The 13,704-nt window shown below is 61.2% G+C and carries 12 protein-coding genes; all 12 read right to left on the bottom strand.

The window, feature by feature from the left end; genetic code table 11:
- Positions 1-6 precede the first annotated feature (6 nt).
- Complete coding sequence (locus AC3WTO_RS18410) at positions 7-1,056, bottom strand: flagellar hook-associated family protein (RefSeq protein ID WP_492462205.1); 1,050 nt, start codon at positions 1,054-1,056, stop codon at positions 7-9.
- 3 nt (positions 1,057-1,059) lie between these two features.
- The gene (gene flgK, locus AC3WTO_RS18405; RefSeq protein WP_492462204.1) at positions 1,060-2,517 is read right to left on the bottom strand and encodes a flagellar hook-associated protein FlgK; all 1,458 of its coding nucleotides are present in this window, start codon (positions 2,515-2,517) and stop codon (positions 1,060-1,062) included.
- A gap of 67 nt (positions 2,518-2,584) precedes the next feature.
- Entirely contained in the window at positions 2,585-3,841 is a 1,257-nt protein-coding gene (locus tag AC3WTO_RS18400) for a flagellar hook protein FlgE (protein WP_492462203.1), read from the bottom strand.
- An 82-nt stretch (positions 3,842-3,923) separates the two neighbouring features.
- Positions 3,924-4,592, bottom strand: a complete 669-nt coding sequence (locus AC3WTO_RS18395) for a winged helix-turn-helix domain-containing protein (protein WP_492462202.1) — start codon at positions 4,590-4,592, stop codon at positions 3,924-3,926.
- Positions 4,593-4,813: 221 nt separating this feature from the next.
- Entirely contained in the window at positions 4,814-5,407 is a 594-nt protein-coding gene (locus AC3WTO_RS18390; protein WP_492462201.1) for a transglycosylase SLT domain-containing protein, read from the bottom strand.
- Entirely contained in the window at positions 5,337-6,656 is a 1,320-nt protein-coding gene (gene fliK / locus AC3WTO_RS18385) for a flagellar hook-length control protein FliK (RefSeq protein WP_492462200.1), read from the bottom strand. The genes AC3WTO_RS18390 and fliK overlap by 71 nt, the downstream gene beginning before the upstream one ends.
- Positions 6,653-8,059 carry a chemotaxis protein MotC gene (locus tag AC3WTO_RS18380; RefSeq protein ID WP_492462199.1) on the bottom strand — a complete coding sequence of 469 codons (1,407 nt, stop codon included), beginning with the start codon at positions 8,057-8,059 and terminating at the stop codon, positions 6,653-6,655. The genes fliK and AC3WTO_RS18380 overlap by 4 nt, the downstream gene beginning before the upstream one ends.
- Positions 8,056-9,354, bottom strand: coding sequence for a MotB family protein (locus AC3WTO_RS18375; RefSeq protein ID WP_492462198.1), 1,299 nt, complete (start codon positions 9,352-9,354; stop codon positions 8,056-8,058). The genes AC3WTO_RS18380 and AC3WTO_RS18375 overlap by 4 nt, the downstream gene beginning before the upstream one ends.
- Positions 9,351-9,977 carry a hypothetical protein gene (locus tag AC3WTO_RS18370; RefSeq protein WP_492462197.1) on the bottom strand — a complete coding sequence of 209 codons (627 nt, stop codon included), beginning with the start codon at positions 9,975-9,977 and terminating at the stop codon, positions 9,351-9,353. The genes AC3WTO_RS18375 and AC3WTO_RS18370 overlap by 4 nt, the downstream gene beginning before the upstream one ends.
- Positions 9,977-11,608, bottom strand: coding sequence for a flagellar basal-body MS-ring/collar protein FliF (gene fliF, locus AC3WTO_RS18365; RefSeq protein WP_492462196.1), 1,632 nt, complete (start codon positions 11,606-11,608; stop codon positions 9,977-9,979). The genes AC3WTO_RS18370 and fliF overlap by 1 nt, the downstream gene beginning before the upstream one ends.
- Positions 11,609-11,728: 120 nt before the next feature.
- Positions 11,729-12,613, bottom strand: a complete 885-nt coding sequence (locus AC3WTO_RS18360) for a flagellin N-terminal helical domain-containing protein (RefSeq protein ID WP_492462195.1) — start codon at positions 12,611-12,613, stop codon at positions 11,729-11,731.
- Between the two features lie 223 nt (positions 12,614-12,836).
- Positions 12,837-13,619 carry a flagellin N-terminal helical domain-containing protein gene (locus tag AC3WTO_RS18355; RefSeq protein ID WP_492462194.1) on the bottom strand — a complete coding sequence of 261 codons (783 nt, stop codon included), beginning with the start codon at positions 13,617-13,619 and terminating at the stop codon, positions 12,837-12,839.
- Positions 13,620-13,704: the final 85 nt, after the last annotated feature.

Below are 13,704 nucleotides of genomic sequence, written 5' to 3'. Positions count from 1 at the left end.
CGCCGGTTACTTCAGGAAGTTGATCAGGCTGAGCTGCTGGATGCGGGCGGTGAGCGCAAAAGAAGTCTGGATATGCGACATCAGGTCGTTGACGCGGTTGGCGGCCTCGTAGGGATCGACACCTTCAAGGTCGAGCACGTGTTTCTCGAACAGGTTGATCTGCGCTTTCATGCGGTCGCTCGCGTCGCTCACCCGCTGCTCGATGATACCAGCTTGCGACTGTGTTTGCGCGATGCTGCCAATGGCTTCGCCAGTCAGCGTTAATGCCTTCTGTGCAACTGCCTTCTTGGCGTCGGCGCTGAGATTGCCTGAGAACAGCGCCGTCACGATGGTTGCAGCCATCGCGAGCTTTTTTACGCCGTCGGTATTGGCACTGACCGAGGACTCCGTCGTCTCGTTCAGGGAGATGCGGCTGACAATCTGCTGGTCCGTCGCGTTTGACCAGTTGGTCTTCCAGCCCGGACCGAAGAATTGCGGCACGACATCCGTGTTGATGAAATTCTCGATCTGGGTGGGCGTAAGGCTGGAGGCTGCCGGGTCGGTCGAAGCAAAACCGAAGCGCGCTACGAAAGCTGCATCGAAAGCAGCCTTTGCCGGAGACCCGGCGGCAGTGAAGTCGTTGACCGGCTTCACGTCTGTATTGGTACCAGCGAAGAGATATTCGCCGTTGATGCTCGAATTGAGGATGGAAGTCATCGACTGCAATGCGGCCTTGCCGGCATCGCGGGTGACGTTTGAACCCGGATCGCCGCCCACGGCAGTGGTCACGGCTGTAAGCAGTTTCTGCGCGGTGTCGCCGAGCTTGCTCAGTGCATCTTGCGTCGTCGAGAGCCTGGACGAGATCAGCTTGTTGGAGTCGACGATGGTGTTCAGGCGCTCCAGGTCGCGTGCGAAGGTAACCGACTGCGAGGTACGACTACCGAGTGCCAGACCGAGGTCGGCGACGCGCAGCGAGTCCATTTCCTTCTGACGCTTCACAAGTTCGACCTGCATGCGCGATTGCGAATAGCGCATCGCATTGGACATGGCCGAGGACGAAACGGAGGTGGTCTTCATGACTTATCTTACCGCTGCAAGGAGGGCATCGAGCATCTGATTGACTGTGGTCAGGATACGGGCCGAGGCCTGATAGGTGTGTTCGAGATCCAGCATCAGAGACATTTCATTGTCGACGTTGACGCCCGTGGCGTTGGAAAGGGCCTCATCGGTACGCTGTGCCAGCGCTTCCTTGGTGTCGGCGAGATTCGAGGCCTGCTGCCGTACGCCTTCGAACCAGCCGATCGAACTGGCGGCGTAAGAGACGACACTGGAGTTGGCTGTGATGCCGGCATTCGCATCGAACGTCATAGGCTTGGTGAGCTTTTCACCGTAGGCGATGAGTTTGTCGGCGTAAGACGCACCGCTGCCAGCTGGATTGGGATTTGTGCGATAGGCTGCACCATTGATGCCGCCGTCGCGCAGCAGGACCGGATTGCCGCCAGCAGCCGGATCCACTGCGGCATTGATCTTGATCGTACCTGCAAGCCCGTTGATCAGCGTGCCGGCAGGCGGTATCCCCGGCGCGCCCGGCCAGGTGAATAGGCCAACGGCGTCCGGCTGACCGGGCGCTGTCTCGGCAAAAGCGGTGATCAGGCCGCGTGCCACTTCGTCCAACTGCCGTTGCATCGTGACGGTGACATTATCGCGCAATTGCAACATGCCGGCCAGCTTGCCGGTCGCGTCGGTCACGCCGGAAATCTTGACCGGCACGTTGTCGATATTGATCTGGCCACCGACCACGCCTGGTGCGTAGCCTGCCGAAGGAGTGAATGTAACCGCGCGTGGGATGGTTTCGAACAGCGTGGTGCCGTCACCGGTGGTGATGACCATGTCATTGCTGCCGCGGGTATAGGTGGAGATCGGAATGAATTCCGAAATCTTCTTCAGCAGCGCGTCGCGCTGATCGAGAGCGTCGGAGACATCGTCGCCCGAGCGAGTGCCTGTGACGACAGCCTTGTTGGCGATTTCAAACTGCTTGAGAAGGTCATTGAGGTCGCCGACCGCCGTGGCGATCTCACCATCGGTCTTGGTGCGAAAATCCTGGATGGCCTTTGTGCCGTCGTTCAAGGAACTCACGACCTGGCGCGCGGCTTCGATCAGGCTGCTGCCAAGGTTCTGGTTCGACGGCGTGGTGGCATAGAGCTGAAGGGCTTTTTGCAGGTTGCCGATCGCGGCTGAAGCTGACGATGCGTTGTCGACACCGTTCACCTGCAGCTCAAGGCGATCCATGCCCCTCGCAAGCGTTCCCTGGCCGCTCCACGAAGAAAGAGCGCTCAGGTTCTGGCGAAACAGCAGCTCATTGGCTGCGCGGTGGATTTTGACGGCACTGACGCCCGGGTCTGTATACGCGAGAACGGCAGTACGGCGGGAATAGTCCGGATTGGAGGCATCCGCGACGTTGCGCGAGACGATGCTTGTCTGCCGCGACGTTGCCTTGAGCGATGACTGGGCGATGCTGAGTGCGGATGACAACGACATGCGGGTCTTTCAGGCAGTGATGCGGCCAAGGCCCGGTCGACCATCGACCGGGCCTCCGAGCCGCGCCTCATCTCTTCAGGTTGACGAGGATGTCCATCAGTTCTGAACCTGTCTGGAACACCTTCGAGTTGGCCGTGTAGCTACGCTGCGAGGAGATCATGTTGGTGAGCTCCTCGGCGATATCGACATTCGAGTTTTCGAGCGCGCCGGAGATGATCTCGCCGCGCTTGCCCTCGCTGGCGAAACCGATCTGGACATCGCCGGAATCCGGGCTCTGCGTGAAGACGTTGCCGGACTGCTGGATCAGGCGGTCCGGGCTCGGCACCTGCGCCAGCGGGATCTTGTAGAGCGGCTTGGTGGAGCCGTCTTGATATTGAGCGTAGATGGTTCCGTCCTTGCCGATCGTCACCTTCTCGATGTTGCTCGGTCCATTGCCGTTGACTTGGCCGGTAGCGGTGTAGCCGGTTCCGATCTGGCTCAGACCCTTGAGGTCAAGCTTGAGCGGTACGCCGCCGGGAGGCGTAAAGGTGACGCTGTCGGTCGGGCCGGTCAGTTTGCCGGTGCCGTCGAAGCTGAGTGTGGCACTGCCCAGCAGGCCGCCGGCTCCATATGGGAAAGGTCCGCCGGCGGCGGCCTTGGATTGATCGAAAACAGCCACATCCCAGGTGCCGGCGGCTGTTTTCGTGTAGTAGATGTCGACCATCACCTTGTTGCCGAGGTTGTCATAGACGACCATCGACGACTTGTTGGTGTATTGAGCCGTGGCCGCGTTACCGGAGGGTGCCGTCGCTGGCGCGACGATCGCATTGGCGCCAGACGGCAGGTTGCCGCTGAAGGTACCGGAGGTCGAAGGCGTCGCTGTCATCTTTCCGTCGGAAATCTGGACCGGCACGAGGCCCTGGAAACCGTTGACCGTGGCTGCCGGCACGCCGTTGGCGTAGCTGTAGGCCATCAACTGGTAGCCTGCGGCATTGACCAGACGACCCTGGGCGTCCGGCACGAAGGAGCCGGCACGGGTCATGTAAGGGGTTCCGGAAGAATCCTGTACGACGAAGAAGCCGTCGCCCCGGATGGCAAGATCGGACACCGATGTGGTGCCCTTGAGATCGCCACGATCCGAGATGGCGGTGCGGATCGTCGAGTTGACGCCGCCTGAATTGTAGGCGCCGCCGGTGGTCGGCATGACCAGGCTGGAGAACTCGATCGACGAGCGCTTGTAGCCGGTGGTGTCGGAATTGGCGATGTTGTCGGCGACGGTGGACAGGCGGTTGGCCTGGGCGTTCATGCCGGAAACGCCGGTCCGCATCATTCCATAAAGGCTCATCGCAACGTCTCCGTTATGCGCATGGTGTCGCCGGCCAAACTAAACATGTTGTCTTGCGCGAGGCTGGCGCGGGCCGGGCACATCAGGCGACCAGCCGGTAACCGAGGAAGCGTTTGGAATCGATCGGATCATGGCCGAGCCGTTCGCGCAGCTTCTTGCGCAGCTTGGAGATATGACTCTCGACGACGTTTTCTTCGACCTCTTCGTCGAAGATGCCGTAGATGGCGTTGAAGACCTGCGTCTTGGTGACCCGCCGGCCGCGGTTGCTGGCCAGGTATTCGAGGATGCGGCGTTCGCGGCGTGGCAAGGGCATCGGCTGGCCGTCGATCTCGGGGTCGCGCCCATCCATGAAGATGCGCATAGCGCCGATTTCGGTGAAGGAAGCATCTTCATGAGCGCGGCGACGGATCGCCGTGATGCGCGCCAGGATTTCCCGGATGTGAACCGGCTTGCGCACGACGTCGTCGACGCCGGATTCGAAAAGACGCAAGGTGTTTTCGAGGGAGTTGTGGTCGCTCAGTGCGATTACGGGAGCGCCGGTGCGATCCCTTATCTGTCGGGGAGAGACAGCGCCCTCGCGGCAATCGCCGATCAGAAAAGCCCGTACCGATTTCAGATCGTCTTCCGCGGCACTGGAGACCCAGGCGTCGAATTCGCTCGGCGCGAAACCAGCGCTTGCCACACCTTCCCGATCGAACATCGAGCTGTAACCATCAGTTACAAGTTCGCGTTCGTCCACGATTACGATCATCGCCCAGCCCCCGAATCAGTTCATCTGCCCCGTGCGGAAAGGGGTAGTCCCCGTCACGAATCCTGACCAACCGTCATTTCTTGTGACTGCTTTCTTGGGAGTCGGGAATCGCGGTGGTTGTACCGCGTACAATCTGGCGGCGATCTGGACAGAATCCATCGACCAAAGCAGCCTCTGCCCGGGCAGGGAAACCGCCGTGGATGCCGCGTTGTGGCTACAACCTATGGGGTGCAGAAACTGCGCGCGTTGGCCGTCCATTTGCCAAAGCCAACAGCGACCATGTTGGTGATGACACGGCACACATAACGCTTCTGCGCAGGGTCGTTGTTGGGGCCGGCGTGATAGCGGGCAACGGCCATCGACCAGCTTTCATGCCTGGCGTGCAATTGCGTCAGGAAGCGTGCGGCGTAGTCGACATTACGACGCGGATCGAGCATGTCCTCGACGCTGCGGAACTGGTCGCCATGATAGCGATGGTTAATCTGCATGCAGCCGAGGTCGATTAGGGATTTGCCTTCGCGCCGTGCGGTCTCGAAGGCAATGAGCGCTTCCGAACGGGAACGCGGGAAAACAGCTTTTCCTTCTATATTCAAGGCATTGGGTTGAAGGCTGCCCTTGTTGCCGGTTTCCGTCAGGCCAACTGCGTAGAGAATACCGGCGGGGATCCGATACTGGTCCGCGGCGCGCAGGATCTCGGCCTCGCAGGGATTGGTCGCAGCCGCAGCGGTGCCGCCGGCGAGCGCGCTAGATAAACAGCCCGCGACCAGGACGGTCCTGAGCAGGCTGCGTCGGGCGTTGATCCTGTTGCCTGTCATCGCCACGGTTCCTTCCTGACTGCCCGTTCGTACCTTCGCCGTTGCCGCTGGAGTTGCCTGGCTGGAAGGACGATTGATCGCGTCCGATGGACGTCCCTGCCTGTTGCGCGTCCGTACGCGCGGATGGTGTTGCTGCTATCGAGGGTTGCAGGATCGTTACCTTGTCGATGTCGAACCCGAGCGACTTCAGCGACTTCACAATCGCCTCGCTATCGGAGCTCAATCGACGGTGTGCTTCATAAGTGTCTGGCTTCAATTCAATCGACAGTTGCTCGCCGGCAAGGCGCAGGTTGGCGGTAACGGCCCCAAGCTCCGCCGGGTGCAACTCGATCTTCAATATGTGTGTCGGTGCTGCAACAGAAGCGCTGTTTTGGAGGCCTGTTGCGGCTGCCGATGCGGCCTTTGCCGGCGCGCCGTTGCCCGCAATTGCGTCGATGACGTCGCGTGCAGCCTGGCTGACATTTTGAAGCGCTGGCGCCGGGAAGTTCTGCTCGGCCGAGACTGTCGCGCGTGATGCACCAGCCTGCTTCAAAGCATCGTTGGAGGTTCGGCTGTCGGTCCCGGCCTTCAGCGACTCTGTCGACATTGCCGTATTGTCAGCCGACAGGCTTTCTTCGACAGTGGGGGCGGCGGCTGTGGTCGTGTCCTGCGCGGACGTTCCCGTGATGATGTTTGATGTATTGGCTGGTGTGGTCGCGCCATTTGCTGAGCGCGTTGCCGCCGATCGGTCGACGTGGATACTCGGCGCCGGCTCATCCTCGCCGTGGCTCGCTCCGGTATCCTTTGTCCCAAGAACGGTCGCTGGTCGCTTTGCCTTGGCTGCTGAAAGGAGATCGGCATCGGCTGCGTCCGGTTCGGCCTGTTTTTCCGAACTGCCGGATTGCGGTCGAGCCACACCGTGCAGGTTCAGGAATAAGGGTATGCGAGTGCCTGCTGCCTGATCCTGAGTGTCGGACGATTTCTTGTCGCCGGGCTCTTCGTTGCCGCCTTCTTCGTCAATCTCCGTCGCCGGCTCTTCCGCCGACACAGTGGTGCGGTCGCGACCATTGAAGCTGAAATCGGCGCGGATCTTCTCCCAATGCGAGCCGTCCGCGCCGCGCTGGATTGTCTTCTCCCCGCCTACCATTTCTCGGCGAGCGAGCAGGTCGTCGAAGGCAGGACCATCTTCGCCTGTCTTGCTGGCCGGCTGCTGGTTGCCGGACCGTGGCAACGCGATGCCTGGAAAACTCTGGCCTACACTTGCGGTCATTGAGGCGAAGCTCCCAGCAGAAGATCGATCTTGTTGAGTTTGCGTTTTGTGTCCGCGATGGCGGCATCGGTCGTATCAGAGCCGATACTCGCCGATACTGGCAGTATTGTTGCAGGCGGCGGCTGAGCCGCCGCCTCCTGCGTAGCCGGCGCGGTCGTCTCCGCTGGTCTCACGGCTGTTTCGGTTGCAGGCCGCTCGGACACGGCGTCCTCGACCGGCGGGAGATCGGAGCCGTCGTTCAGCGCGGCAGCGGTCGCCTTGCCGGGCTGGTCGCTTGCGGCCCCGGCTTTCTTCAGCGCAGCAACGTCCGACTTAGGTTCCGGTTTGGCGGCGGCTGGAGGCGGTTGATCGAAGACCGCCGGTATCGGCGGCGCGACGACTTCCTGGGTGATTTGCTGGGCCGCGTCGAGCAGGGAGCGGTCGCTTGCTGACAGCCGGCTTCGGTCGATCGTTTTCAGCTTGGTTCGGATGTCGTCGACGGTTGCGGAGGTGATGCTGGACAGGCTGGCGTAAAGCTCCGCACGCGGATCGTCCGTTCCGGTCGTGCCTTTGTCCTGCGGGATCGCCTTTGCCGACGCGAAGGCAGACAACTCGTTCAAACCGTCGATGGCGGCGCGGCGCGCGATGCGCAGATAAATGACCCGCTCGCGTTCGGTATCCATCATCGAGGTGATGTCACCGAGTTTGTCCTGGCTGAGCGCCATGTGCAGGGCAACCACCCCGGCGACAAAGCTGTCCGCGAACTGACTGGCATAAGGAGATAACAGATAGCGCTCGACATACTGTGTGGAAGCCTGGGCAAACCGTGCCGCGTCGCCGTTGGCGGTGGTGATCGCGATGGAGCGGCGCAGTGCGGCTTCCTCCACCAGCGTGCCGGGGCTGAGCAGCCGGGCCTGATCGAGCAGCGTCAGCGCTTGCGTCGGATCTTCGATTGCCAGCAAGGATCCCTTGATAAGGGCAACGAAGGCGCCGACGTCAGGCGACAATGTCATGGGGTCGATCGGCTGCAGCGCTTCGATCGCGGGACCGGGTTTGCCGCCCAGATAGTCCAGGATGCCGTCGACGATGGCCTTGTTGGTCGGGTCGAGTTCAATGCGGCCGGCGGCACTTCTGACGGTTGCCGGATTGCCACCACTCATACCATAGACGAGCAAGGCACGCAGGTTTCGGGGCTCCTTGAAATCCTCCGGTTTCGACGCACGGAAGCGCGCATCGGCCATTTCGAGCAGCTTGTTCTGCATGGGCAGCGCGGCATGGTCGCCGGATGCCAACCTGTCTTGCACGAGCTGCAGCGAACGCACCATCTGGTAAGGTTGCAATGGGTCCTGGGCGAGGGCGGACGTCGCCGTTCCCAGGCCAAGCAGGGTCAACCCCAGGACGCCGATGCGCGCGGCGCGGATCATCCCCCGGTCTCCAGCAGAATCTCGATGCGCCGGTTGACGGCGGCGAGTGGGTCGGCCTTGTTCTTCGGCTCGCGGTCGGCAAAACCCGCGACTTCCTTGATCCGGCTTTCATCAAGGCCACCACGCACCAGCATGTAATAAGCCGAATGCGCGCGCGCGGTAGAAAGCCGCCAGTTGTCATAGTCGCCCTTGAAGGGACGGGCGTCGGTATGGCCCTGGATGGCAATGCGGCCTTTCTGCTCCTTGACGATGCGTCCGATCTTTTCCATCGCCAGCACGAGTTCGCGCCGCGGCACGGCCGAGCCGATTTCGAACATGCCAAAATTGAAACTGTCGGTAACGGAGATGACAACACCCTTGTCGGTCGCCTCGACGCTGACGCCATCGGCAATAGCTTCGCCGGGTTTGAAGGCTTCGGCGATCTTCTTCCTGACTTCTTCGGCCGCCTTTTCGGTGGCAGTCGTCGGAGTCTTTTCCTGTTTCGGCGCCTCGATTTCCTGCTTGCCGGTTTCCGGCTTGGTCATCGAAGGATCCTTGGCCGCTACCTGATCCTTGTTCGCCTGCTGGTCCTTGCCTGCGGGCTGGTCCTTGGCCACCGGCTTGGCGGATTGCTGATCCTTCGCGGCAGTCTCTTTCTGCTTCTGTGGTTCATTCTGTTCTTGGGCCGTTTCAGCACTGGCCTCGGGCAGAGGTGTCGATATCTGCTGCGACCAGAAATCCGGAGCGAAAGGATCACGATAGGAATCGCCGCCAGATGCGCCGGTAGCGGGACCTGCGGTTTGTGCTCCGCCTTCGCCCTTGGTGCTGACATTTTGCCGCGTGCCTGTCTCGGCAGCGATTTCGGCGAGAACTGCGTAGGGGTCGGCGAACAGCTTTTGGTCAGCGTTCTTGGCCTCTTCGGCCTTGTCCTGTTTCGCGTTCTGGCCGCTCTGTTCTTCCTCTGCGGTGCCCGGATTGCCCTTACCGTTGTGGCCCTGCTTGGCGGCGCCTTCGACCGGGTCGTTCGAGGTGTAACCGGGTTCGTCGGGGCCATCGCCGATATCCTGCAAACCCTTGCGGCTGGCACTGCGGTCAACCAGCGGAACCGGATTGAAATAAGACGCGACAGCGGCCCTGGTCTGTTCGTTTGCGGCGTTGATCAGCCACATGACGAGGAAGAAGCACATCATCGCGGTCATGAAATCCGCGAAGGCGATTTTCCAGACACCGCCATGATGACCATCGTCGCCATCGTCGTGATTGCGACGGACGATAATGATCTCCTGCCTGTGATCGGTGCCTTCTGCCGTACTCATGAAAGGACCTCAGACAAGGCAGTCGACCATTCCGACATGCGTGTTTCGACGACGGTGTCATTGACGACGAGGGTGAGATCGAGCGCAGTTGCTTCGACGAAGTCCAGGCTCGACGCCCGTCTACCGAGCGCGGTCTTCAACGGCTCGTACAGGGAGAGCGGGCCGCGGACTGAGATGCGAACGGCTTCGCTGTCGGCAAGCGTGTCACGGATGACCTTTTGCAGCGCGGCGAGCGAGCGTTTCTGCAATTCGTCGCTCAGCACACCGCCGATGATGCGGGCAATGGTGTCGCCCATCAGATCATGCAGGCGGTATTCCAGCTGCTCCGTTCGTTGCGCAATCGCTTTGCCGATATCGTCGCCCAAATTCTCGATGAGCGCCTCGGTCTGCTCCGCCGCAGCGTGGCGCTCGCTCTCGATCTGTTCGGTGAATGTCGCGGTCAGCCTGGCTTCGAGTGCGTCTTCAGCCTTGGCGACCGCCATCGCGATCAGCTTGTCGACATCGATCGTGGGTGGGGCGTCGACAAAGGGAGACGGCTCCGCAAACGAATGGGTCGTCACGCGGTCATGGGGCGTTGGCGTACCGAAATCAGGCAGCAGGTCGGAAAGGGATGCCTGTCGCATCAGCCCACGGCTTCCTGAGCCGTCCATTTGCGCAGGATGTTGGCCGTACGCTCCTCATTGATGTCAACCATGCGGGCGAGCCTGTCCTGCGGCGCCGGTCGCAACTTCCTGCGCAGGTCATCGAGTGGTGCAGGGCGGCTGTTGTCGGTCAGGGCCGGAGCGGGCATTTCCGCTTCAGCACCGGGATTGGGCAGCGAGCGCTGAACATCGTCGAAGCTCGGGCTGGCCAATGCTACAGGCTTGTTCGTGAGTGCTGCTGCCATCGGCCGCAAGCCGAAGAATGCGACCAGGAAGACGACGACGATGAAGGCGGCGGCATTGATCAGGCTGCCGGTGTAGCTTGCGACGGCATCGAGGATACCGGGCGAGGCCAGTTCCTGACCATCCAGTCCATCAATGAATTCCACCGCAGAGACATCGATGATGTCGCCGCGCTTTTCATCAAGGCCCGTTGCCGAAGCCACCATCTTCTTGATGTCGGCGACACGCTGGGTGATCTGCTCAGGCTTGGCGTCCTTGCCCAGCACTGACAGCAGCCGCTGCTGGTTGACGACAACTGCGATCGACATCTTGGTGACGGTGTAGCCATTCGAGACCGTGGCGATCTTCTTGGAATTGATCTCGTAGTTGGTGATCTCTTCCTTGCGGTCGTTCTGCGAACTCGACTGCGGGCCGTCAGACGCGGCAGCCTGCGTCTCCGGCAAATTCTGCTCGACCGTGGCGGGTGTTGCTGCCTGGCGCTGGTTGCTGTTTTCGTTCGCCTTGACGGTCTGCACGGAGCGTTCGACGCGCGATTCCGGATCGAAGATGGTTTCTTCGGTCTGGCGCGTGTCGGTGTTGACGTCGGCCTTGACGCTGGCGCGGAAGTTATCGGGACCGAGATAAGGCGTCAGCGCACGGCGAATGTTGTCTTCGATCTGGCTTTCGACCGTGCGTTCGACGCCAAGCGAGCGGGCGGCGCTGGTGTTGGATGTGTCGTCGCCGGCGGCGAGCAGATTGCCAGCCGAATCAAGCACCGTCACCTTTTCGGCCGACAAGCCTGGCACAGCTGCGGCGACCAGATGGCGGATCGACATTGCTGCCTTGCCACCGTCGATGCCGGCATAGCGGATGACCACGGACGCGGACGGCTGCTGTTCCTCGCGGCGGAAATTGGCGCGCTCCGACATCACGATGTGCACGCGGGCAGCTTTGACGCCGGCCAGCGACTGGATGGTGCGGGCGATCTCGCCCTCCAGCGCGCGTACCCTGGTTACCTGTTGCATGAAGGAGGTGAGGCCGAGCGAGCCGACCTTGTCGAACAGTTCGTAGCCGGCATTGGCGCTCGTCGGCAGGCCTTTCTCGGCCAACAGCATGCGCGCCTTGGCGGTGGTGCCTACCGGCACCGACACACTGGTTCCGTCCGAACCGACATCGAAATTGAAACCAGCTTCGGACAGGACCATGCCGATCTGATTCACGTCGGACCGTTCGAGGCCAACATAGAGCGTCTCATAGGAAGGACGGTTCAGGTAGATCGAGCCGATACCGATGACGGCGAGCGTCAAAAGCGCAATGCCAGCCATGATGGCCAGTCGCTTGGTGCCAAAATCCTGAAGATTGATGACGATGCTTCTAAGTTGTTCCGGCACGGGTCGAGGGTCCCTGCATTATTGCGCGCTGGAACACTAGACGTTGAAGCTTGTGCGAAAATGGTATCGGGCCGCGCTGGTGGCGCGGCCCGACTGGAAACGAGAGAAAGTGCCGGCCGATTAGCTCTTGAACAGCGACAGGATGCTCTGGGCGTTGGAGTTGGCGATCGACAGGGCCTGGATGCCGAGCTGCTGCTGCACCTGGAGTGCCTGAAGCCTGGTCGATTCACGGTCCATGTCGGCATCGACAAGCTGACCGACGCCACGATCGATCGAATCGGTCAGGTTGGACAGGAAGCTCTTTTGTGTGTCGATGCGGGACTTGCCCGCGCCGAGTGTCGCTGCGCCGTCGGCGAGTTTGACCAGCGCCGTTTCGACAAGGCCCAGCGCCGTTGTGATGGCGGCGTCACTAAGAGCGGCGGCGCTGGGATCGAAGAAGCTTGTTGCGAGCAATCCGCCGACAAAACCGCCGGTACCGGCGACATCAAGGACCTGCGTGTCAGCGGCCGCAACATTGATCGTGTCGATGTTGACTGTCGTTCCGGTGCGGTTGTATGCGGCGATGATCTTCAGATCCGAGGCAGCAGCGCCGTCGGTCTGCAACATGTTGGTGCCGGCATAGGTGGCATTGGCGACCGATGATTTAATGCCGGACTGGATCGCCTTGATTTCGGTTGCAATCTGCTTCTGGATATCCTGGCCCTTGCCCATGGCGGCAAGCAGCTTGGTCTTGATCTTGTCGACCTCGGTTTTGACATCCACGATCGCCGCATAGGCGGTGTCGACTTTGCCCGCGCCGAGCCCGAGCGCATCCTGAACGGCCGAGTTGGCCTTGTTGTCCGAGCGCATGGTCGTCGCGATCGACCAGTAGGCAGCGTTGTCGCTGGCGGTTGAGACACGCAGACCGGTGGAGATCCGGGACTGGGTCTGTTCGAGCGCCTTGTTGGTGGCGCTCAGGCTCTGCAATGCAGTCAGAGCCGCGGCGTTCGTCATGATGCTGGCCAAGATAACTCCCCTTCTCCAATGACCGCATGCGCGCTCCGGCATGCCAATCTTCTCACCGCCACCGCTGCCTCGATGGCCGCGGTTCAAGTGGTTAACCTTGTCTAACCAGACATGGTTAACGGGTCATTAAAGAGAAGCCTAATATGGCGGCGCAACAAAACAGGCAGGGCCGCGCTTGCGCACGGCCCTGCCATCAAGTGGTTGTTGCCCGAGAAGGTCCGGATTAGCCGCGGAAGAGCGACAGGATCTGCTGCGAGGAGCTGTTGGCGATCGACAGCGCCTGGATGCCGAGCTGCTGCTGAACCTGCAGAGCCGACAGACGAGCCGATTCCTTGTTCATGTCGGCATCAACCAGCTGGCCAATACCGCGATCGATCGAGTCGATCAGCTTGCTGGTGAAGTCCTTCTGAGCGTCGACGCGGGTCTTGGCTGCGCCGATGGTAGCGGCTGCGGTCTTCATTGCGTCAAGCGCGGTTTCAGCGGTCTGCGCGTCCGTGATCGTGGCCGGTGCAGCTTCGAGGTCGTAAGCGGCGACGGTCATCGTCGTCGGCGCAGCGCCCTTCTGGTAGCCCGTGACGACAGCGGCGCTCGAGCCACTGGTCTTCAGCATGTTGACGCCCTGGAAGTCGGCGTTCTGGGCGTAGGAAACGACCTGGGCCTTCAACTGGGTGATTTCGGCGTCGATCGCGGCGGTGTTGGTGCCGGGCGTGGCGCGAGCCACATACTTCGCCAGGATGGTCTTGGTGGTGTCGATCGCCTTGTCCAGCGCGCTGGCGGCGGTGTCGAGCACAGCGGCGCCGAGACCGAGAGCGTCCTGAACGGCGCTGAGTGCGCCGGTCTGCGAGCGCATGCCGGTCGCGATCGACCAATAAGCGGCGTTGTCCGAAGCGGTCGAAACGCGCTGGCCAGTGGCGATGCGGCTCTGGGTCGTTTCGAGGTTCTTGCCGGTGGTCTGGAGGGTCTGCAGAGCCGTCATAGCGGCGGCATTGGTCAGAAGGCTAGCCATGAGCCTTGTTCCTTTTTACACGTACATTTTTACAGGAACATGCCGGATTGAGCCGGCTGGAGCGGAGCGGCATCATGCCTATGAC

The sequence above is a fragment of the Mesorhizobium sp. EU05-FHT14A09 genome (genome assembly GCF_058790995.1).
The sequence above is the reverse complement of the archived record's forward strand: the minus strand, read 5'-3'. Positions and strand labels throughout refer to the sequence as shown.

Coding starts and splice junctions, on each gene's coding strand:
- AC3WTO_RS18380 (WP_492462199.1), bottom strand. CDS start 8,059: ATGATCCGCGCCGCGCGCATCGGCGTCCTGGGGTTGACCCTGCTTGGC.
- fliK (WP_492462200.1), bottom strand. CDS start 6,656: ATGACCGCAAGTGTAGGCCAGAGTTTTCCAGGCATCGCGTTGCCACGG.
- AC3WTO_RS18400 (WP_492462203.1), bottom strand. CDS start 3,841: ATGAGCCTTTATGGAATGATGCGGACCGGCGTTTCCGGCATGAACGCC.
- AC3WTO_RS18375 (WP_492462198.1), bottom strand. CDS start 9,354: ATGAGTACGGCAGAAGGCACCGATCACAGGCAGGAGATCATTATCGTC.
- AC3WTO_RS18355 (WP_492462194.1), bottom strand. CDS start 13,619: ATGGCTAGCCTTCTGACCAATGCCGCCGCTATGACGGCTCTGCAGACC.
- AC3WTO_RS18370 (WP_492462197.1), bottom strand. CDS start 9,977: ATGCGACAGGCATCCCTTTCCGACCTGCTGCCTGATTTCGGTACGCCA.
- AC3WTO_RS18395 (WP_492462202.1), bottom strand. CDS start 4,592: ATGATCGTAATCGTGGACGAACGCGAACTTGTAACTGATGGTTACAGC.
- AC3WTO_RS18390 (WP_492462201.1), bottom strand. CDS start 5,407: ATGACAGGCAACAGGATCAACGCCCGACGCAGCCTGCTCAGGACCGTC.
- flgK (WP_492462204.1), bottom strand. CDS start 2,517: ATGTCGTTGTCATCCGCACTCAGCATCGCCCAGTCATCGCTCAAGGCA.
- AC3WTO_RS18410 (WP_492462205.1), bottom strand. CDS start 1,056: ATGAAGACCACCTCCGTTTCGTCCTCGGCCATGTCCAATGCGATGCGC.